Here is a 20,006-nt window from a genome sequence, read left to right as displayed (position 1 = left end):
CCCCTTATTCCGAAGGCATGTCCCATACGTCACGTGAAGTGACTGGAGTCACTCCGCGTTGCCCCCGTCCGGCGGCAGGGCGGCGGCCGCGGAGTAGGGGCTGTACCTGCGCAACGGGCCCAGTCCGCGCTTCAGCCCGATCGGCGCTTCGGCCCGATCGGCTCGTACCTGTACCCGATCGACGGCCACGGGATGCTGTAAGGGGTGTGGATCTCCGGGGGCTCGGCCCGCTACCGCAAACGGTCCGTGTGCACGCCCGCGCAGCCGCTCCCGGGACGGCGCGGTCCAGGAGTGGCGGGCCGGTGACCTCCGGGTCGGCTCAGCCGGACGTGCCGCTGTCGGCGGGGGCGGCGGCCTGGGCGCCCCGCCGCTTGAGGAGCCGGCTCAGCCAGCCGCCGACGACGATGAGGGCGACGCCGAGCCACCACAGGTCACCGTCGAACACGAGCACGGCGATCCCCACCGGAATGAGCATGCCCGCCAGCGGGAGGAGCCGGTCGGAGAGGGGCGGGACCGTGTGGTCGCCGCCGCGGGCCCGGGCGCGGGCCTGGGCGAGCGAGATCAGCAGCGCCGCCCCGGCCGCCCACTCGAAGCGTCCCGGTCCCACCAGGAGCGAGAACACGATCCAGGGGGACATCCCGATGGACGGGCTGTCCAGGAAGCCCGCCACCCGCTCGCGCAGGGGGAACCGGCCGTCTTCACCATGGGCCCGACTTCCCTGCCGCCTCCGACCCGCGGTCCTCTACCCAACGAACGCCGCCGGGACGCGGGCGCCAGCGAGCCCGCGCGGGCAGCCGCCACCGTCCCAGCCACCGTCCCGGCCGCCACCTCCTCCCCCGTCAGGACCCGTCGGCCCGAGGGGCCTTCGACGGACCGCACCCGCCGGGGGATCAGCAGACGCCCGGCCCCTTGTACGCGCCGTCGCACTCAGTGCCGCCGGCCCGGGTGACTTCCGCGCACAGCGTGGCCTCCACCTTGCCCAGCAGCCGGGCCAGTTCGGCGCGCTCGGACTCGTCCAGGCCCTCCAGGGTCTGGCGTTCGAGCTCGCCCCAGGCCTTGCGGACCTCGACGAGGAGTCCGCAGCTGGTGTCGGTCGCCTCGACGAGCGAGGCGCGCCGGTCCGAGGGGTCGGGCCGGCGGCGTACGTGACCGGAGTGTTCGAGGCGCTGGAGCATCTTGGTCACCGTGGAGGGATCGAGGCCGACCGCCTTGATCAGCTCGGACTGCCGCACGGCGCCGCTGTCCCAGAGCTGCATCATCAGGAACTCCTGCCCCGGGTGCAGTCCCAGGTCCCGCAGGACCCGGCCCGCCGCGATCCGGTGAAGGCGGGCGACCCGGCTGATCGCGTGGCTCACCGGCCCGTCCAGCACGGCGCTGGGCGGCGCCGCGCACTCCGGGGTGGTGCGCGGTTCGTGAGCGGCTTCCGCGGTCATGGCGGCACTCCTCCTTCGTCGGGTCCGGCGGGCCGGGTTCGGCGGGGTTCACACCGATGCCCCGGCAGGCCCGGGGGGCAGGCGCCTGACATCCGTGTCCGGACGTGGACTTTACCCAACCTCTCCGATTTTACCTTGGTCGGCCAAGTAATGAGGTACGCTCCATTCCAGAGCCGAAGGTTGGCCGACCAACTATCTTTGTGAGGCAGACATGACCACCGCATTCGAACCCGTGCGCATCGCCGGCGGCGTCCTTCCCAACCGGATCGCCCTGGCCCCCATGACCCGCAGCCGTGCGGGCGAGGGCGGCATCGCGACCGGCCTCGTCGCCGAGTACTACACCCAGCGCGCCTCGGCCGGACTGGTCATCACCGAGGGCATCCAGCCGTCAGTCGTCGGTCAGGGGTACCCCTTCACCCCCGGTCTGCACAGTGCCGAGCAGGTCGCGGCCTGGCGCGAGGTCACCGACTCGGTGCACGCGGCCGGCGGCCGGATCTTCGCGCAGCTGATGCACGCGGGCCGGATCGGCCACCCCTCGCTGCTGCCCGACGGCCTCGTCCCGGTGGCTCCGTCGGCGATCGCCCCCGAGGGCCAGCTGTTCACGGCCGAGGGCATGCAGGACTTCGTAACGCCCCACGAGCTGACCGGGGCCGAGGTACGGGCGACCATCGCCGACTTCGCCGAAGCCGCACGCAACGCGGTCGAGGCGGGCTTCGACGGGGTCGAGCTGCACGGGGCCAACGGCTACCTGATCCACCAGTTCCTGGCCCCGGGCTCCAACCGGCGCACCGACGAGTGGGGCGGCACGGTCGAGAACCGGATCCGTTTCGCCGTGGAGACCGTCAAGGCCGTGGCCGCCGCGATCGGCGCCGAGCGCACGGGCTTGCGCGTATCCCCCGGGAACGCGTTCAACAGCATCTCCGAGCCCGACCCGCAGCCCGCGTACGAGGCGCTGGTCAAGGAGATCGACGGGCTCGGCCTGGCCTACCTGCACGTCATGGAGCACGGGCCCGAGGCCCGCGAGACGACCCTCGCGCTGCGCAAGCAGTTCAGCGGCCCGCTCGTGCTGAACCCCGCGACCGAGGGCCCGACGGACCACCGCGCCCTCGCCCTCATCGAGGACGGCACCGCCGACCTGCTCGCCTTCGGCGCCCTCTTCCTCGCCAACCCGGACCTCCCGGACCGGCTGCGCACCGAGGGCCCCTACAACACCCCGGACCCGGCCACGTTCTTCGGCGGCGACGCCCGCGGGTACACGGACTACCCGGCCCGCTGACCCGGGCCGCCGCCCCGGGCCCGGCGCCGGACGCGGTATCGGTGTCGGACGCGGTATCGGTGTCCGACCTGGTCTCGGTGTCGGACGCGGTGTCGGAGCCGCGTGGCATCGTGGCCGGATGAGCACGCGCCCCAGCCCGTCCGGCCCGGCCCCCTGGTCCACCGGCACCCCGGTCCACGAGGACCTCGACATCGTGAAGTCACGCGTCTACGACCCGTGCGGCTTCACCTGTTCGCAGCCGGTCCCCGAGGCCGAGAGCGCCGATTACGCGGCCCACGCGTTCACCCTGGACGGCCTGGCCGTCCGGTTCCGCGCCGCCCGTTCCACTCCGCGGAAGGTCGGCCGGTTCGTCACCGTGTGGCAGAGGTCCCGGGAGGGCCCGATCCGGCCCTTCACCGACACGGACCCCGTCGACCTCGTGGTGGTCGCCACCCGCGGCGAGGAGCACATCGGACACTTCGTCTTCCCCTTGGACGCCCTGTGCCGGGAGGGCGTCGTCTCGGTCGGCGGCGCCGGCGGGAAGCGCGGCTTCCGGGTCTATCCGCCGTGGGTCACCACCGCGAACCGCCAGGCCGACCGGGCCCAGGCGTGGCAGGTCGCGTACTACCTGCCCACGCCCCCGGAGGACCCCGTCGACCAGGCCCGCGCCCGGTCCCTCTACCACCCCTAGCCCGACCGCTCCTCCGTCTCGGCGGTGTGCCGCGCGATCGCCGGGATGACCGTGTCCCAGGTCGGGGGCGGAGGCATCTCGTGCCCCATGCCGGGCAGTGGGTGCCCGCCGCGCTCGGGAAACCGCCCGCGGTCCGCCAGACCGAGGTGATCAGCGCCGCGGTCATCGGGGCGCGCCGCTCCAGGTCGTCCCGCCGTCTGCGGTACCCCGGCAGGTGTCCGGACAGCCCGTTCGCGTGGGCCGTGCAGGCCCGTTTGAAGGCCGGGTGCGCGGCGAGCGCCCGTAGCGTCACCGCGCCGCCTGCCGCCGCAGTCGTACGGGCGTACCGCCAGGCCTCCCGGTCGACCGGATGCTCCGACCGCGCTCCCCTGGCTCCTCGCGTGCGGGACCCACCCGGCTGCAGGCCGCCGGCCGCCAGCCGCCAGCCGCCGCGCAGGATCCGGCGGGGGCGAGTGGCCGACCCGGTCCCTGCTGCTGCCCCGGCTCAGGCTCCGGCCCGGGATCCGGCCCCGGCCCCGGAGCGAGGGCGACCGGTCAGGCCGGGTGCCCGTCGGCGTCCGTGCGGTCCGCCTGGCTGGAGAACTTGTTCAGGAAGACGTCGTACCACCCGTCGGAGCGGCGGGTCAGGGTGGCCCCGTCCTGCCAGACGGCGTTGTCCGCCCACCACCTGCTGCCGTACGGGTCGCCCTGGTTCTGGTGGATGTTGTGCATGCCGAGTCCGTGGTCGAAGGGCTCCCCGAAGATCAGGATCGGCCTGCCGGGCACGAGCAGGGGCTCCAGCGCGTCGGCCGCGTCGAGGTTGGAACCGGAGACCCACGGCCGGGGCGGGTTCAGGCGGTCGAGGAACTGCCGCAGCCAGGCCGGCGGGCGGCGTACGAAGAGGCAGCCGGGCCGGTCCACGACGGCGGGGTGGCGCAGGTAATCGAGGGCTCCCGAGCCGGAGGACGTGGAGAGGTCGTGGTAGCCGGGGGCGAGGGCGGGCACGGGTTCGAGCACCGAGGGGGCCAGGGTGAACACCTTCCACTGAACGCCGGTCGCGGACTGGTTGCTGTCCACGTCGACGGCGCACCGGTACCTCCCCGCGGGCGCGTCGACCTCCAGGTTCACGTGGAACCAGCGCCCCTGGGTGTCGGGCCGGTCCCGGAAATGGCGGTGCAGCGTCCCTGAGAGCACGCCGTAGGCGTCGAGCGGCATGCCCCCAGTGAACCACCGGGGCGCCGCCCCCACGCGCCCGCCGGCCGCGCTCGACGCGCGCACCCGACCGGCGCAACCGGAGATGCCGTCCGGCCGCGGACCGCGTCGAATGAACGCGCGGCGCCCTTCCGCGCCACGGTCCGGTGGCTGACGGGCGTACCCCGCACGGCGAGGCGACCGCGGCGACACGACCACGGCGGCACGACCGCGGCGAGGCGACCGCGGCGAGGCGACCGCGGCAGCGCGGAGCGATCACAGAGGAGGCTGGATGTCCCGTTCGGCTGACGGCCCCGCCCCTCCCCTGCCACGGCTTCGGCGTCCCCGCGGCCCGGCGTTCCGCCGGCCGACGCGCGCGATGCGCAGGGGCCTGTCGCAACTCGTCTGCGCGGTCGCCGGACTCGCGCTGGGGCTCGTGGCGCCCATGGTCTCGGTGGGGCCCCAGGTGGAAGCCGGACGGGTCGTGTCGCTGCTGTTCACCATCGGGTTCGGCGTCATCAGTCTGGTGAGCATCATCTATTCGATGCTGTTCCTGGTCGTGCAGTTCTCCGCGAGCACCTTCACACCGCGCCTCGGGCTGTTCCGGGACGAGCCCATCGTCTGGCGCGCGTTCGCCTTCACCGTCGGGGTGTTCGTCTTCTGCGTCACCTCCGCGCTCGCGATCGGCGTGGGCCCGAGCGTCTCGTCCTTCGTCCCCGTGACCGCCATGCTGCTCGCGCTGGTCGCCATCGTGTTCATGCGGACGCTGCAGATGAAGGCGTTCGACTCGATCCAGCTCGGTCACGCGCTGACCGCGATCGCCACCCGCGCGCACCTGCTGTTCGACGGCCTGTACGCCGGGCCGTACGACCCCGCCGGAGCCGCCGAGGATGCGAGCCCGGCGGCGGCCGGGGCCACCACCCCGGTGCGCTGGTCGGGAGCAGCCGTCGTACTCCAGCAGTTCGACGTCCCCGCGCTGATCGGGGCGGCTCGGGAGCGGGACTGCACGATCGCGTTCCGGGTCGTCCCGGGCACGACGGTGTCCCGGGGCACGGAATTCGCCCGGGTGACGCCCGGCGGGCTCTCCGAGGAACAGCTGCGCGGCGCCCTGGTGACCGGCGTGGAGCGCACCTTCGACCAGGATCCGGAACTCCCGTTCAGGCTCCTCGCCGACATCGCGCTACGGGCCCTCTCCCCGGCCGTCAACGATCCGGCGACGGCCGTGGAGGCCCTGGACCGCCTGGAGGACCTGCTGACCCGCCTGGCCGGACGCGAGCTCGACATCGGGCGCTTCCACGACGACGCCGGCCGGTTGCGGGTGACGATCCCGGTACCCGGCTGGGAGCAGTTCGTCCGGACGGCCGTCGACGACGTCGTCTTCGCCGCCGCGGGTTCCCCGATGGTCCTGCGCCGGATGCGCGACCTGCTCCGCGGGCTGGCGGAACGGGCTCCCGAGAGCCGGCGCGGTGTCGTGCGCGACCGGCTCCTGTGGGTCGAGCGGACCGGCGCGGACCGGTATCCGCTCGTATGGACGGCGCTCGGGGGCGGGGACGCGGGACACGGCGACGCCGCGAGAGGCTGATGTGCCACCGGTGCCGTCACGCCGGGCACGGGAGCGCTCCGCAGCCGCCCACGGAGCGCGCTCCGGTCGCGCGATGCGCTCCGCGCCCGTCTCCTGATTCCATGGACCGCGATGCATCCGAGCGGCCGGACCGCGCCGGCCGGACGACCAGGCTGCGCCCCCGCGTACTGCTGGGGCACTTGCTCCGCTCGGCGGCATCGGTCGTTCTGCTCACGGGCCTGTACTACCTGGTCCCCCTGGACAGCGGGTTCACCGTCCCCACCGTCACCCTGCTGATGCTCGGCCTGCTCATCTTCGGCGGCCTGGTCGTCTGGCAGACCGCCGCCATCACCCGTGCGCCGTATCCGCGGCTGCGTGCGCTGGAGGCGCTGGCCACCGCGGTGCCGCTGTTCCTCGTGCTCTTCTCCGCGTCGTACTTCCTGCTGGCGCAGGAGGTGCCGCAGTCGTTCACCGAGTCCATGAACCGGACGGACGCTCTGTACTTCACGGTCACGGTGTTCGCGACCGTCGGCTTCGGGGACATCGCGCCCACCACGGAGACCGCCCGCGCGCTGACCACGGTGCAGATGATCGCCGACCTGTTCGTGGTCGGAGTGATCGCCAAGGTCCTGTTCGGGGCGGTCAGGATCGGAATGCGGAGGCGCGGAACAGCCGATCCGGGGCCGGAGGAGGACCTCTGATCCCCGCGGTCCGCCTTCCGGCCCTTCCGGCGGCGGAGCGCGCCGCGCAGGTGGACCATCGAGGAAGCGGAAAGGACACGCCCCATGACGGAGCCGCACCCCCGATCCGACGCGCCCGGCGGCGGTACCGAACCGCCCGACGGCGGGAAGAACGGCCGGCCCGTGGACGGGCCCGGGCCGCAGGAGGCGGACCTCCTGCGGCACCTCCTCCGCAGTCCCGGGTACCTGAAGGCGCTCGTGTTCTGCGCCCTCATCGGCATTCCGGTGTCCCTCGCCGCCTTCTGGTTGCTCGTCGCGCTGCACGAGCTGGAGGGCCTCCTGTGGGCGGACCTCCCCGAGTCTCTGGGCTGGAACGCCGCTCCCTGGTGGTGGCCGCTCCCCCTGCTGCTCGTCGCCGGAATCGCGGTCGGCCTGATCGTCACGCACCTGCGCGGGGCGGGCGGCCACGTTCCCGCGTCCGGCCTGACCACGGGCGGCGCCTCGTCGGCCGCGCTGCCCGGCGTCCTGCTCGCGGCGGTGGCCAGCCTGCCGTTCGGTGCCGTACTGGGACCGGAGGCGCCGTTGATCGCCCTGGGCGGCGGTCTGGCGCTGCTGTTCCGGGACCTCGCGCAGGCACCGGCGACCCCGCAGAGCAACACGCTCCTGGGCGCGGCCGGAGCCGCGGCGGCCATCGCCGCCATCTTCGGCAACCCCCTGATCGCCGCCGTGCTGCTGATCGAGGTGGCGGGCGTGGGCGGGCCACAGCTGTTCGCGGTCATGCTGCCCGCCCTGCTGTCCAGCGGGGTCGGGGCCTTGGTGTTCACCGGGCTCGGCCGCTGGACGGGGCTGGCCACGGGCGACCTGTCCCTGCGCCTGTCCGGACCGCTCCCCCGTCTGGACGCGCCGGACGTGGCCTGGGCCGTGGTCATCGCCGTGGCACTCGTCGCCGTGCTGCACCCCCTGCTGGTCGGGGCGCGGGCGCTCGGCGGGTACGTCACGGCGCGGCCCCTCGTACGGACCGTTCTGTGCGCCCTCGGCGCCGCGGTCTGCGCCGCCGTGTACGGGCTGGCCACCGGCCGCGACCCCGTCGAGGTGGCCTCGTCCGGGCAGGCGACGCTGGGCGGGCTGGCCGCCGACCCGCATGCCTGGGGCGTGGGCGCGCTGATCGCCGTCCTGCTGTTCAAGGGCGCCGCGTACGCGCTCTGCCTGGGCAGCCTGCGCGGCGGCCCGGTGTTCCCCGCGCTCTTCCTGGGAGCCGCGGCGGGTGTGCTCCTGGCGCCCCTGCCGGGCCTGGGGGTCGCACCGGCGATGGCGGCGGGCATGGCGGCGGCCTCCGCCACCGTGCTGCGCCTGCCGGTGAGCAGCGTGGTGCTCGTGGTCCTGCTGCTCGGCAGTTCCGCCATGATGCCCGTCGTGATCCTGGCGGCCGTGGTCGCCTTCATCGTCTCCGAGCTGCTGCCGCCCGGGCGGCCGGCGGCCCATTGACGCCGGGGGAAGGGACGGACGGCACCTTGCGCAGACGGCGCCCTGCGTCAGGCGGCAGAGTGGCCGCCCGTGACGAGCAGTGCACTGTGGACCCGTGAGACCGCCGACCGCTACGACGCCGAGGAGGGCGAGTCGTCCTCGGCCGCCGCTCTCGGCCCGGCCGTCGGGGCTGACATGCGGGAGCAAGCGGCAGATACGCCTAATCCGAAGCACAAAAGCGCCTCCCTCACCCACGGTGTCACCCTTCGGAGTCACTCCGGCGGCGGCCTCGGCCACACCGCCGGTGCATAGGATCGCGTCCGCCGGTGCATAGGATCGCGACATGCCCCGACTGGAACTCCTGCGCCACGACCACGCCCCGGCCCTGCTGGAGTTCGAGCGCGGGAACCGCGCCTACTTCGCCGCGTCCGTGCCCGACCGCGGCGACCTCTACTTCTCCGCGTTCGACGCACGGCACCGCGCCCTGCTGGCCGAACAGGCAGCGGGGCTGGTCTTCTTCCACGTACTGGTGGACGACGCCGACGAGATCCTGGGCCGGGTCAACCTGGTCGACGCGGCGGACGGCCAGGCCGAGCTCGGCTACCGGATCGCCGAACGGGCCGCCGGGCGCGGCCTGGCCACGGCGTCCGTACGCGAGGCCTGCCGCCGGGCTGCCGCGGAGTACGGCCTGACGGCGCTCCGGGCGGTCACGACGCTCGACAACGGCGGCTCGCTCGCGGTCCTGGCCCGTACGGGATTCCTTCCCGCGGGCGAACTCCTGGTGGACGGCCGCCCGGGCCTGCGCTTCACACGCGACCTCCTGGACCCGGCGGCCGACCCGGAGCGGTGAGCCTCCGGAAAGCGTCGGGCGGGGTGCCCACAGGCTGCTCCAGCGGCGCGGGTGCGCCGTGATGGCCGGGCAGGTGACGACGTTCAGCTCGCCCCGGCGGCCGACGGTCGGCCGGGTCGGGGTCCGCGCCGCCGACGTCGCCACCCGCTCGCCGCACGGTCCGGGGGCACGGTCCGGAGGCGCGGTCCGGAGGCGCGGTCTTCGCCCCCGGGCGGTCCGTCACTCCCGGGCGGCCGCCCCGGGCTTGGCGCGGGCGATGACGAGGGCGACGTCGTCGTGGTCGTTCGGACGGCGCAGCGAGTCGAGGAGCCGGTCGCAGGTCTCCTCCAGGGGGCGGTCGGCGTCGGTGAGGAGCTCCAGGAGGAGGTCGAGCCGTTCGTCGATGGGCTGGTCGCGGGTTTCGACCAGCCCATCGGTGTACAGGACCAGCTGGTCCTGGGGGCGCATGCTCACGGTGGTCGCTTCGAAGGGGATGCCGCCGACGCCCAGGGGGGCGCCGGTGGGCAGTTCGAGCAGACGCGGGGTCTCGCCGGGGCGGATGAAGACCGGCGGCAGGTGGCCGGCGACAGAGATGCGGCACTCGGCGCGGTGCGGGTCGTACACGGCGTAGACGCAGGTGGCGATGGTCTCTTCGAGGGCGGCGGTGGTGCGGTCCAGCTGGCCCAGAACCTGGGTCGGGTCCAGGCCCAGTTCGGCGAGGGTGCGGGTGGCGGTGCGGAGCTGACCCATGCTGGCGGCGGCGTTGATGCCGCTGCCCATGACGTCGCCGACGACGAGCGCGGTGGTACCGCCGGCCTGGGGGATGGCGTCGAACCAGTCGCCGCCGATCTCGCTGGTGGCCGCGGCGGGCTGGTAGCGGTAGGCGACCTCAAGGCCGGCCGTCTCGGGCGGGTGGTGCGGGAGCAGGTGGCGTTGCAGGGCGAGCGCGGTGTGGTGGGCGTTGCGGTACCAGCGGGCGTTGTCGATGCACACGGCGGCCCGCGCGGCGAGTTCGCCGGCGAGGACGATGTCGTCGTCGTCGAACGGCAGCGGGTTGCGGGTGCGTTTGAGGTCGAGGGCGCCGAGGACCTCGCCGCGGGCGATGAGCGGCACGGCGAGGTAGGAGCGCAGTCCGGCGCGGGCCAGCATGGCGGCGGCGTCGTCGTCGCGGGCGATGCGGGAGATGTCGCGGGCGTGCACGTGGGCCACGAGGACCGGGTGGCCGGTCGTCACGGACTGGGTGACGAGCCGGTCCGCCTCGTAGCGGGCGATGTCGCCCGGGGGGTCGGCGGCGCGCACGGCCTCGCTGGGGTAGGCGGCGGCCACGGCGAGCGCCCGGAACACCGCGGGCTCGTGGGCGGAGGACTTCAGGTTGGGGCGGCCGTCGAGGACGGAGTCGAGGATGTCGACGGCTGCGATGTCGGCGAGGTCGGGGACGACGACCTCGGCCAGTTCGCGGGCCGTCTGGTCCAGGTCGAGAGTGGTTCCGATGCGGACGGTGGCGTCCGCGATCTGGGCGAGCCGGCGGCGGCTGCGGGCTATCTCCTTGGCCGCCAGGTGGCTCTGGGTCACGTCGACGATCGAGGTGGCCAGGCCCAGGACCCGTCCGCCGGCGTCCTCCAGCCGGTAGTACGACACCGACCAGGCGTGTTCGTGGTGCTGGTCCTCCTGGGTGTGCCCGGCGGTGAACTGCTCGACCAGGGGGGTGCCCGTGGCCAGGACCTGGCGCATCGCCGCCTCGACCGCACCGGCGTCGTCGAGGAAGGACAGGGCTTCCCGTACGCTGCGGCCGATGTGCTGGGAGGCGGGCAGTCCGTTGATGCGCTCCAGCATCGGGTTGACCAGCACGTACCGCAGGTCCGTGTCCAGGACCGCGAGGCCGATCGGCGACTGGGCGACCAGGCGGGCGGAGAGGGCGAGGTCCCGCTCCAGGTGGCGGAGCCGGGCCCGGTCGGTCGCGATCCCGAGGGCGTAGAGGTCCCCGTGCTCGTCGAGGAGCCGCATGTTGCGGAACTCGACCAGGTGGCTGCCTCCGGCCTTGTGCCGCACCGGGAACGCGCCCGCCCAGTCCCCCGCGCCGCCCATGACGCGCGCGAACAGCTCCACCACCAGGTCCAGGTGCTCCGGGGCGGCCAGCAGCTGGGCGGCGGGCCGGCCCAGCGCCTCCTTAGCGGACCATCCGAACAGCTGCTCGGCCTGGGGGCTCCAGAGGGCGATCCGGCCCTGGGAGTCGAGGACGATCGCGGCCACGTTCAGTACGTCGAGCAGCCCGCTCGGCGGGGAGATCCGGGCTTCCCGCGCCGCTGCGGTAGGGGAAATCCGGGCCTGCCCCGCGGCCGCGGGGCGGCCGGCTTCTGAGGGCCCGGTGCCGCCGGGCCCGAACGCGGCGCTCTCAGCCATCACGGGCTTTCCCTTCCGGCTACCGGCCCGGAACCGGGCCTGCCTGGTACGGGCCGCGGCGCACGGCCGGCTTCCATCGTCCCCCGGAACCGGCCCCGCAGCCGTCCGGGCGGCCCGCGCGGACTCGTCCGCCCGCGCTGGCCAGCGGAAACCCGGGGACCGGCGGCTCGCCGCCCACTACCCTCCGGTAGCCGAGCCCGTACGGCCGCGCAAGCCGACTGCGGTCCCTCCGGCCCTGCGGAGCCCCGGATCGTCGCCGCCCTCGCGGCCTCCGCCGCCCTCGTCGTCGGCGCCGCGCTCCGGTCGCCGCCCACGGCGATGGCCACCACGACACGAGGGCCCGGCACGGATCGATCGTGGTCGGCGCGGTTCAGTACGACAGCCCCGGCCGCGACGACCGTTCCGACCGCAGCCTGAACGCCGAGTGGGTCGAGGTGGAGAACACCGGCCACAAGGCGGGGAGCGGCGGTGCTACGCCCCGGGGCGTAGCGGAACGGGCGGCGCCCCGGGGGTGGGTACAGCGGTCGGCGCGGAGGCCGACCGGGCCGAACCGTTTCCGCACGGCGGCCCGCCCGGGTCGTACCGTGCGCCGGGCACGGCAGGACCCCGTTCCCCTTGTCTTCCCCTCCCCGTGTCGCCTGCCGCGAAGCTCGCGGCCTGCGGCCGGACTGGCTGTCGGACCGCGATGGGCCTGGTCCGGCGGACGGAGTCGCTGATGACGGCCAAGCTCGTCGACGAGTCACCGACACCCGCTCGTCCAAGACGCTGGAGTCCGTCGGCCAAGGCGCCGCGAACATCGTCCTGATCCCGCCCGGTAGGAACCGCCGTCACGCCCACTCGGTGGGGCCGCCGCCGATCCAGCTGATCCGCGGGTCCTCGCGGGCGATCAGCTCGGCGCCGTCCTCCAGGCCGATGCGGCGGAGGAACTCGACGACGTCGTCGACTCCGGACGCGATGCCGAGCCGCTCGTCGACACCGTGGGCGTGCGCGGTGACGGCGCGGCCGCCCTTGGCCAGCAGGGGGTGGATGGTGACGTGCGTACGGTCGGGCATGCAGCCACACTGCCGGGCGCGCGCGGTGTGCGCATCCCGGCGGATCTGGATGGCCCAGCCACCCGGCACCCTCCCGGGCCGGGCCGGCGCCGGCCGGGTGTCAGAGGGCGTCCCCGGACCGGGTGCGCTCGCCCGGAGTGCCGCCGGGGAGCCGCGCCAGCGTCACCGTCCGCAGCAGCCACTCCACCGGTCCGTACCGGTAGCGCCCCATCAGCCGTGCGCTGAGGGCGAGTTGCGCCGCGTACAGGGCGATCGCCCCGAGGACGACGACGGCCGGGCCGAGCCGGCCGTACCACGCGAGGCCGTAGCCGGTGAAGACGAGGGCCATGACCAGCGACTGGCTCAGGTAGTTCGTGAGGGCCATCCGGCCCGCGGGCGCCAGCAGGGCCGTCATCCGCGCACCGCGCGCGGTCCGCATCAGGAGGAGCATTCCGCAGACGTACGCGGCCGTGAGGGCGGGCGCCGTGACCGTCCCCACCATCTGGGCGAACACCGCCCACCGGGGCCCGAGCGGACCGCTGGTGGCCAGGGCCATGAACACGCTGCCGGGCAGGCCGACGGCGACGCCGAGCCGGCAGATGCGCCGCAGCCGGGCGCCGTGGTCCGCCCGGTCGCCGAGGAAGTGCACCTTGCCGCAGCGGAGGCCGACCAGGAAGGCCGCGACGACGAGTCCGCCCATCAGCGGGATGGCGAGCAGGGCGTCGGGGAGCTGGGCGAGGTTGGCCCGCACGACGTCCGAGGCGTCGCCGCGGTAGCCGGCGATCAGGTCGGGGAAACCGGCGGCCAGGTCGGCGTCCAGGTCGGCCGCCTCCGCATCCGACATGACCAGGGAGGCCAGCCCCATGAGGAGCAGGATGCCGCTCACGCAGCCGTACACGATCCACGCTGCCCGGAGCGCCGTCTGGGGCGCGCAGCCCCGCACGGCGATCAGGATCAGGCCGAGCACCGCGTACGTCATCAGGATGTCCCCGCTGAACAGCAGTACGGCGTGCAGGGCGCCGAGCGCGAACAGTCCGAGGGAGCGGCGCAACAGCCGCGGCACGGGCCGTTCCCCGTCGCGATCGGCCGAGGTCAGCTGGAGGGAGAAGCTGTAGCCGAAGAGGAACGAGAACATGAGGTAGAACTTGCCGGCGACGAAGGTCTGGACGAGCCCCTCGACGGTCCGGTCGAAGGCGGACGCGCCCGGGTCGTCGATGGTGCCGAGGGCGTACGGGCTCGCCATCATCAAGGCGTTGACCAGCAGGATGCCCAGGAGAGCGAAGCCGCGCAGCGCGTCGAGCTCGGATATGCGCGGCTGGGCCCGTTGTACGTGCGAAGCCGTTACGGCCACCGCTTCCCCCCAAGTGGTCCTGGATGCCCGGGGCACCGCCCCCGGCCGGGGGCCCTGTCCGGGTCCCGCCGTCATACCGTAATTGATCATCTTTCGGTCGATCGGTCACCACAGGGCGTCGGGGCGGGAACGTGCCTACGCCGGAGGGGCAACGGGTCGGACTTCGAGGCGGTCGACGCGTCCGGACTCCGGCAGTCCCCGGACTCGGGAGCCGTGGCCCCGCAGTGATCCCGCGGTTGCGCGTCCGCGCCCCCGGCTACGCCCCAGCCGCGCGTCGGCCCGGGAGGGTTCGGCCACCAGGCCGTGGTTCCGTCCCAGTCGATGGCGGTGCGGGACAGCGCCTGGAAGAGGGTCTCGGGGCCGGCGTTGGTGAAGCCGCCGCCGGGCCGCCCGCTCAGCTCGTCCAGGTCGCCGAAGAGTTCCGAGGTGGCCAGCCAGACGGCGGGGCTGCCGTCGGGCGACTCGATCTCCTCCGTGACCCGGGCCGAGCAGCCGGAAGGCGGAAGCCGGACACGACCTCCCGCCTCGGCGATACCGTGAACCGCATCTGCGCGAGGTCACCCGGCGGGAAGCCCAGCTCGATCAGGACGTCCACCCCACCCCGCCCGTCCGTGCCCGGCGGCGCGTCTCACAGCCGCGACAGGACTCCGGGCATCACCGTCCCTACCTCGTCGGCCAGACGTTCGACGTCTTTCCGCAGGAAGGGTACTGCCAGTCTCAGCAGCCCCTTGAAGTCGAGCCGGGCCCGGTAGGTGACCATCGTCCCGCCCGCCACGCGGCGCAGGAGCAGGTCGTCGGTCGTGGTGACGCCGGAGTTCTCCCCCACGAACGTCAACCGGTCTTCCTCCAGCCGGATCAGACGGTACGTCAGGCGGGTCTCGCGTCCGCGGAACACCGACACGTTGCTCCAGGTGGAGCCGACCCGGACGGGTCCGTCGTCGAGGCGTTCGCACGTCTTGGTGCCGGGGTCCCAGTCTTCCGTCCGGGCGAAGTCCTTCAGGTAGTCGACCAGGACCGGCAGCTCTCCGGGAACCGTGAACGAGCGCTGCACAGCAACCACGCGGGCCTCCTTCCGCTGAACGGGACCGCCCCGGGTGCGGGGCCGTATGCCGTGTCTTCCGGCGCGGCTCCCGCTGCGGATGCACCCGGACGCACTCCTGCGGTGGTCCAATCCCCGTGCGGATCGGCCGCGAATCCCCGGTGTGGACTCCCGCACCGCGCGGGAGCCGTGAAGGAGATCGGATGCAGCGCTGGACGGTCGCTTACGACGCGGGAAGGCCCGAGGGCGGGCACTGCGCCCACCTGGACCAGGAGGACGTCGAGAGTACGGGGCACCGCGCCCCTGGCTGCGCGGAATGCGTGGCCGCAGGACAGCAGTGGGTCCATCTGCGCACCTGTCTGACCTGCGGAAACATCGGATGCTGCGATAGTTCCCGCGGCAAGCACGCCTGGTCCCACGCCGAGCGCACCAGCCATGCCGTCGCCCGCTCGGCCGAAGCCGGCGAGGAGTGGGCCTGGTGCTACGAGGACCACGTGTTCCTCTGGCCGGCCGGTCCCGGCGCCCGCGGCCCGGGTGCATCCGTACGACCCGGTCGCGGCGAAGCAGGGGGTACGAGCGGCACGGCGCCGCACGACCCGGGCGCCGCGCCCGTCCCGCCACTCGGGGGCGGGGAGAAGTCATGAACACCCACCGCACCGTCGTCGTGACGGCGGCCGCCGCGCTCCTGCCCCTCGCCGTGCTCGGCGCGGGGTCGGCTTCCGCGACCGTACTGGACCCGTTCGGACCGGCGTGCGCGTCGGTACCGAAGGACGGCTCCGGCAGTTTCGACGCGATGGCGAAGGCGGTGGTGGCCACCGCCGCCTCCCAGAACCCGGAACTGTCGACCCTGGTCGCGGCCGTCAAGCAGGCCGGACTGGTCGACACCCTGAACAACGCGCAGGACATCACCGTCTTCGCACCCACCCACGCGGCCTTCGCCAAGATCCCGAAGGCGGACCTGGCCAAGGTCCTCGCGGACAAGGCCCAGCTGACGAAGATCCTCACCTACCACGTGGTGGGCGAGAAGCTGACCCCGGCGCAGCTGGAGTCCGGCTCCTTCACGACGCTGGAGAAGGGAAAGCTCACCACCAGTGGATCGGGCGTGTCCTACGAGGTCAACGGCACCGCCAACGTGGTGTGCGGCGACGTCGGGACCGCCAACGCGACCGTCTACATGGCCGACAGCGTACTCATGCCGCCGACGACCTGATCGGGTCCGACCCCGGGCCTCCGGGGTCCGAGCGTTTCGGCGCCCTGGCCGCGCTCCGCCAGGCGGGACTCACCCGCCACCTCGGCATCTCCGACGTCCGGCCCGAGCACCTGACCGAGGCCCTGGCCATCGCGCCCGTGGTGTGCGTGCAGAACCAGTACGGCATCGGCGCCACCCCCGAGCAGGGGTGAGCCCGGCCCAGGTCCGGCTGGCCTGGACGCCGGCGCGCGGGCCCCACGTACTGGCGATCCGCGGCACGGGGGATCCGCGGCACCTCTCCGACGACGTGGCCGCGGGCGGGCTGCGCCTCTCGCCGCAGGAGCTGGCCCTGCTGACCGCGCCGCACGGGGGCTGAGCGGCCGGCCCCGGTGCGCGGTCGGTGCGGTGCGGGGCGGGCCGCCGCTCAGGACGCGGTCGGCTCCGGCCGGCGGTGCGGCGGTGTCAGCCGTGCCCACAGGAAGCTGTGGACGAGGGCCTTGTTGAAGGCGGTCTGCCGGTGGTCCGTGGCCCCGGCGTGGCCGCCGCCCAGGTGCTCGTGGAACAGCACGCTCTGGCCGAGCTCCCGGAGCCGGGCCGCCATCTTGCGGGCGTGGCCGGGGTGCACCCGGTCGTCGCGCGTGGAGGTGAGCAGCAGCAGCGGCGGGTACGGGACGTCCGCGCGGGCCTGGTGGTACGGGGAGATCGCCATCAGGTGCGGCCGGTCGGCGGGGTCGTCGGGATCCCCGTACTCGGCGATCCAGCTGGCTCCGGCGAGCAGCCGGTGGAAGCGGAGCATGTCGAGCAGCGGTACGTGGGCGACGACCGCGCCGAAGAGGTCCGGGTGGCGGGTGAGCATCGCGCCCATCAGGAGGCCGCCGTTGCTGCCGCCCTCGATGCCCAGCTGGGGTGCGGTGGTGATGCCGCGGTCGACGAGGTCCCGGGCGACGGCGGCGAAGTCGTCGAAGGCGCGGACGCGGTGGGCCCCGAGGGCTGCCTGGTGCCAGGCGGGCCCGTACTCGCGGCCGCCCCGGATGCCGGCGACGACGTACGTTCCGCCGCGCGCGAGCCAGGCCCGTCCGATGACCGGGCTGTACTGCGGGACCTGGGAGACCTCGAAGCCGCCGTACCCGTAGAGCAGCGTGGGGCCGGGGCCGGGGCGGTCCTCGGGGCCGATCACGAAGTACGGGACGCGCGTGCCGTCGGCGGAGGCGGCGAAGTGCTGGCGCACGGCGAGCCCGGCCGTGCCGAAGAGGGCGGGGGCCTGCTTGAGGGTCTCGCCGGGGCCGCCGGCCTCGCCCCGGTAGAGGGTGGCGGACTGGAGGAACCCGGACACGGCCAGGAAGAACTCGTCGCTCTCGTCGGGGTCGGTGCAGATCACCGACGCGGTGGAGAGCGGCGGCACGTCGGCCAGGGGTGCCCGGGCCCACGGGTGCCCGTCCGGTCCGGGGGTGAGCAGTTCGAGGCGGGAGGAGACGTCGGCGCGGGTGGCGAGGATCAGGTGGTGGCGGGTCCAGCGGTGGCCGGCCAGTGCGGTGTGCTCGTCGGGGGCGAAGAGCACGGCGGGCTCGCGGGCGCCGTCCGCGTAAGCCCCGGCCTGGTAGGCGTCGAAGTCGAAGGCGAGGAGGGTGCCGGCGGCGTGGCCGAGCCAGGGCGACTTGGTGGTCACGATCAGCCACTGGCGGTGGACGTACTTGACCGCGTCGTCCGGCACGTCGACCGGCACGAGGTGCCCGCCCGCGCCGTCGGCGCCGCCTGCTTCTGCCCGGCCTTCCCCCTGCCCTTCCTCTCGGCCGCGGAGCAGGAACAGGCGCCTGTTCCAGAAGTCCAGGTGGGTGGAGACGAAGTCCCTGGCGTAGCCAGGCGTGTGGTCGTGCCAGCCGTCGGCCGACAGGTCCGAGGACTCCCCCTGGTGGACGAGTTCGGCATCCGCCAGGGGCGTTCCGCGCTGCCAGCGGCGTACCTGCAAGGGGTAGCCGGACTCGGACATCGAGCCCGGGCCGAAGTCCGTGCCGATCCACACGTGGTCGCGGTCGATCCACCCGATCCGGGTCTTGGCCTCGGGGACGGCGTACCCGTCCCGGACGAACTCCCGTGCCAAGAGGTCGAATTCGCGCACCACGCAGGCGTCCGAGCCGCCGCGCGAGAGCATCACGAGGGCGTGGCGGTGGTCGGGCGCGAGGACGTCGCTCCCGGCCCAGGCCCACTCCTGCCCCTCGGCCTCGGACAGCGCGTCCAGGTCGAGGACGGTCTCCCAGTCAGGCCGGTCCTTGCGGTACTCCTCCAGGCTGGTCCGCCGCCACACGCCCCGCACCTGGTCCGCGTCCTGCCAGAAGTTGTACAGGTACCGGCCCCGGCGGACGGCGTACGGAATCCGGTCGGCGTCGTCCAGCACCTCGCGCACCTCGCGCTCCAGCACCTTGAACCCGGGCGTTCCGGCCAGCGCCTCCACGGTCTCGGCGTTCCGCTCGCGCACCCAGGCGAGGGCGGGCTCGCCGGTTACGTCTTCCAGCCAGAGGTGGGGGTCTTCGTCGCTCATCCGCCGATTGTGCAGCACCCGGGGCGCGGTCAGCGGACACCGTCGTCGAGCGGCCGCAGGAAGCGCCGCTCGTACCGCTTGATGCAGCGGGTGTCACGGGCCAGGTCGAAGGCCGCCTGGCACTCCGGGTCGGTCATGCTGTCCGTGCGGTACTGCTCGTAGGCGGCGAACCCGGGGAACGAGAAGAGGGCGTAGGCGATGTCGCTGTCGCCCTCGCTGGGCAGGAAGTAGCCGTGGTGGGTGCCGCCGAACCGCTCGACCAGTCGCACCCAGCGGCGCCCGTACTCCTCGAAGTCGGCGAGCTTGTCGACGTCGATCTCGTACTTCAGATGAATGGTGATCACGGCCCCATCATGCCGGGCGCCGCGGCTCGCTCTCCGGCGACGGGTCTCCGTAGCGGGCGACGACCGCGGCGGCGCGGTCGCGCAGTGAGGTGCGCAGGGACCGGGGGGCCAGGGCCTCCGCGTCCGTACCGAGCTGCCACAGCGCCCATGCGGCGTGCCGGAAGTCCTGGAAGGTCACGTCCAGCCGGAGCCATCCGTCCGCGCCGGGTTCCTCGGCGCGGACGGCCAGTGCGGTGTCCAGCAGTTCCTCCCGGCGCGCCGGGTCCACGCGTACCGGCACGGTGATGTGGTCGCTGCCGGAGAGGAACCGGGCGGAGCGCTCCCGCCAGATCCGGTCCAGATCGACCCGGTTGGGCCGCTGGGCCGCTTCGGGGAGCTCCTCGGCGGCCAGCACCCGCGAGAGCCGGTAGGTGCGGTCCTCACCCTCCCGGGTGGCCAGCAGGTAGGCCCGGTCGCGTACGGTGACCAGCCCGATCGGGTCCACCGTGCGCCACTGCGGTGGCCGGCCGGTGGCCGCGTAGTGGATGCGCAGCTTGCGTCCGGCGAGCACCGCGCGCCGGACCTCGATCATGGTGGTGCCGGGTACCTCCTCGGAGACCAGCCGGCGCGAGAGCAGGTCGGTCTCCGGGTCGACGAGAAAGCGCTGGGCGGCGTCGCTCGCGGTGGCCCGGTGGCCTTCGGGCAGGGCGTCGACCACTTTGCGCATGGCCGAGGCGAGCGCCGAGCCGAGACCGAAGACCAGCTCGCCGCGCCCCGATCCGGCGGTCAGCAGGGCGAGGGCCTCGTCGTGGTTCAGACCGGTGAGCTCGGTCCGGAAACCGGGCGACAACGCGAATCCGCCGTGCCGGCCGCGTTCGGCGTAGACGGGGACGCCGGCGGCGGACAGCGCCTCGATGTCGCGCAGGACGGTCCGGGTGGATACCTCCAGCTCCTTGGCCAGGGTGTCCGCGGTCAGCCGGCCGCGCTGACGCAGCAGCAGGACCAACGAGACCAACCGGTCGGCGCGCATGCGAGAACTCTATCGACATACACG

18 protein-coding genes and 3 pseudogenes are annotated in these 20,006 nt (G+C 73.7%); 11 read left to right on the top strand and 10 right to left on the bottom strand.

Translation table 11 applies throughout. The features are described 5' to 3' along the window. Positions 1-97: 97 nt before the first annotated feature. Positions 98-261: pseudogene (locus ACFWTC_RS25105) on the top strand (carotenoid oxygenase family protein); the annotation flags it as partial. Between the two features lie 58 nt (positions 262-319). On the opposite strand, the gene ACFWTC_RS25100 reads toward ACFWTC_RS25105, so the two are convergent. Together ACFWTC_RS25100 and ACFWTC_RS25095 are read right to left on the bottom strand one after the other, a co-directional pair. Beyond that, positions 320-670, bottom strand: coding sequence for a hypothetical protein (locus ACFWTC_RS25100; protein WP_384074622.1), 351 nt, complete (start codon positions 668-670; stop codon positions 320-322). Positions 671-890: 220 nt separating this feature from the next. Then, entirely contained in the window at positions 891-1,433 is a 543-nt protein-coding gene (locus ACFWTC_RS25095; protein ID WP_384074619.1) for a MarR family winged helix-turn-helix transcriptional regulator, read from the bottom strand. 232 nt (positions 1,434-1,665) lie between these two features. Here ACFWTC_RS25095 and ACFWTC_RS25090 point away from each other — a divergent pair, with 232 nt between their 5' ends. Continuing rightward, positions 1,666-2,709, top strand: a complete 1,044-nt coding sequence (locus ACFWTC_RS25090; protein WP_383928175.1) for an alkene reductase — start codon at positions 1,666-1,668, stop codon at positions 2,707-2,709. A gap of 118 nt (positions 2,710-2,827) precedes the next feature. Then, positions 2,828-3,379: a MepB family protein gene (locus ACFWTC_RS25085; protein WP_383928172.1), complete on the top strand. Its 552-nt coding sequence runs from the start codon at positions 2,828-2,830 to the stop codon at positions 3,377-3,379. Positions 3,380-3,913: 534 nt separating this feature from the next. On the opposite strand, the gene ACFWTC_RS25080 is transcribed toward ACFWTC_RS25085, so the two are convergent. Continuing rightward, a complete protein-coding gene (locus ACFWTC_RS25080; RefSeq protein WP_383928169.1) occupies positions 3,914-4,573 on the bottom strand; it encodes a DUF2278 family protein in 660 nt (219 codons plus the stop codon). A gap of 355 nt (positions 4,574-4,928) precedes the next feature. Between ACFWTC_RS25080 and ACFWTC_RS25075 the strand changes: the two genes are divergently transcribed. The 5 genes and pseudogenes from ACFWTC_RS25075 to ACFWTC_RS25055 all read left to right on the top strand — a co-directional run bounded on the left by ACFWTC_RS25075 (position 4,929) and on the right by ACFWTC_RS25055 (position 9,104). Next, entirely contained in the window at positions 4,929-6,131 is a 1,203-nt protein-coding gene (locus ACFWTC_RS25075; protein WP_383928166.1) for a DUF2254 domain-containing protein, read from the top strand. Between the two features lie 101 nt (positions 6,132-6,232). Beyond that, a complete protein-coding gene (locus ACFWTC_RS25070) occupies positions 6,233-6,811 on the top strand; it encodes a potassium channel family protein (RefSeq protein ID WP_383928163.1) in 579 nt (192 codons plus the stop codon). Positions 6,812-6,895: 84 nt separating this feature from the next. After that, positions 6,896-8,275: a chloride channel protein gene (locus ACFWTC_RS25065; RefSeq protein ID WP_384074616.1), complete on the top strand. Its 1,380-nt coding sequence runs from the start codon at positions 6,896-6,898 to the stop codon at positions 8,273-8,275. Positions 8,276-8,344: 69 nt separating this feature from the next. Then, positions 8,345-8,440, top strand: a pseudogene (locus tag ACFWTC_RS25060) (SAM-dependent methyltransferase); the annotation flags it as partial. Between the two features lie 157 nt (positions 8,441-8,597). After that, positions 8,598-9,104 carry a GNAT family N-acetyltransferase gene (locus ACFWTC_RS25055; protein ID WP_383928158.1) on the top strand — a complete coding sequence of 169 codons (507 nt, stop codon included), beginning with the start codon at positions 8,598-8,600 and terminating at the stop codon, positions 9,102-9,104. A 219-nt stretch (positions 9,105-9,323) separates the two neighbouring features. On the opposite strand, the gene ACFWTC_RS25050 is transcribed toward ACFWTC_RS25055, so the two are convergent. The 4 genes from ACFWTC_RS25050 to ACFWTC_RS25035 all read right to left on the bottom strand — a co-directional run bounded on the left by ACFWTC_RS25050 (position 9,324) and on the right by ACFWTC_RS25035 (position 14,925). After that, positions 9,324-11,483 carry a SpoIIE family protein phosphatase gene (locus ACFWTC_RS25050; RefSeq protein WP_383928154.1) on the bottom strand — a complete coding sequence of 720 codons (2,160 nt, stop codon included), beginning with the start codon at positions 11,481-11,483 and terminating at the stop codon, positions 9,324-9,326. Between the two features lie 827 nt (positions 11,484-12,310). Then, a complete protein-coding gene (locus tag ACFWTC_RS25045; RefSeq protein WP_383928152.1) occupies positions 12,311-12,535 on the bottom strand; it encodes a hypothetical protein in 225 nt (74 codons plus the stop codon). Positions 12,536-12,635: 100 nt separating this feature from the next. Then, a complete protein-coding gene (locus ACFWTC_RS25040) occupies positions 12,636-13,865 on the bottom strand; it encodes a DUF418 domain-containing protein (RefSeq protein WP_384074614.1) in 1,230 nt (409 codons plus the stop codon). Positions 13,866-14,493: 628 nt separating this feature from the next. After that, entirely contained in the window at positions 14,494-14,925 is a 432-nt protein-coding gene (locus ACFWTC_RS25035) for an SRPBCC family protein (protein ID WP_384074613.1), read from the bottom strand. A 182-nt stretch (positions 14,926-15,107) separates the two neighbouring features. Here ACFWTC_RS25035 and ACFWTC_RS25030 point away from each other — a divergent pair, with 182 nt between their 5' ends. The 3 genes and pseudogenes from ACFWTC_RS25030 to ACFWTC_RS25020 all read left to right on the top strand — a co-directional run. Beyond that, positions 15,108-15,548 carry a UBP-type zinc finger domain-containing protein gene (locus ACFWTC_RS25030; protein WP_384074610.1) on the top strand — a complete coding sequence of 147 codons (441 nt, stop codon included), beginning with the start codon at positions 15,108-15,110 and terminating at the stop codon, positions 15,546-15,548. Next, a complete protein-coding gene (locus ACFWTC_RS25025; RefSeq protein WP_383928142.1) occupies positions 15,545-16,114 on the top strand; it encodes a fasciclin domain-containing protein in 570 nt (189 codons plus the stop codon). Before ACFWTC_RS25030 ends, ACFWTC_RS25025 begins: the two co-directional genes overlap by 4 nt. Positions 16,115-16,140: 26 nt before the next feature. Then, a pseudogene (locus ACFWTC_RS25020) lies at positions 16,141-16,469 on the top strand (aldo/keto reductase); the annotation flags it as partial. 48 nt (positions 16,470-16,517) lie between these two features. On the opposite strand, the gene ACFWTC_RS25015 reads toward ACFWTC_RS25020, so the two are convergent. The 3 genes from ACFWTC_RS25015 to ACFWTC_RS25005 are packed head-to-tail and all read right to left on the bottom strand — an operon-like array spanning position 16,518 to position 19,982. Continuing rightward, a complete protein-coding gene (locus ACFWTC_RS25015) occupies positions 16,518-18,629 on the bottom strand; it encodes a prolyl oligopeptidase family protein (RefSeq protein ID WP_384074607.1) in 2,112 nt (703 codons plus the stop codon). Positions 18,630-18,658: 29 nt separating this feature from the next. Then, positions 18,659-18,973, bottom strand: coding sequence for an NIPSNAP family protein (locus tag ACFWTC_RS25010; protein WP_383928137.1), 315 nt, complete (start codon positions 18,971-18,973; stop codon positions 18,659-18,661). Between the two features lie 7 nt (positions 18,974-18,980). Continuing rightward, on the bottom strand, positions 18,981-19,982 hold the full coding sequence (locus tag ACFWTC_RS25005) for a helix-turn-helix transcriptional regulator (protein WP_384074605.1): 1,002 nt from the start codon (positions 19,980-19,982) through the stop codon (positions 18,981-18,983). Positions 19,983-20,006 lie beyond the last annotated feature (24 nt).

Origin of the sequence: Streptomyces sp. NPDC058619 (assembly GCF_042717785.1) — a bacterium.
Taxonomy (GTDB): Bacteria; Actinomycetota; Actinomycetes; order Streptomycetales; family Streptomycetaceae; genus Streptomyces.
The sequence above is the reverse complement of the archived record's forward strand: the minus strand, read 5'-3'. Positions and strand labels throughout refer to the sequence as shown.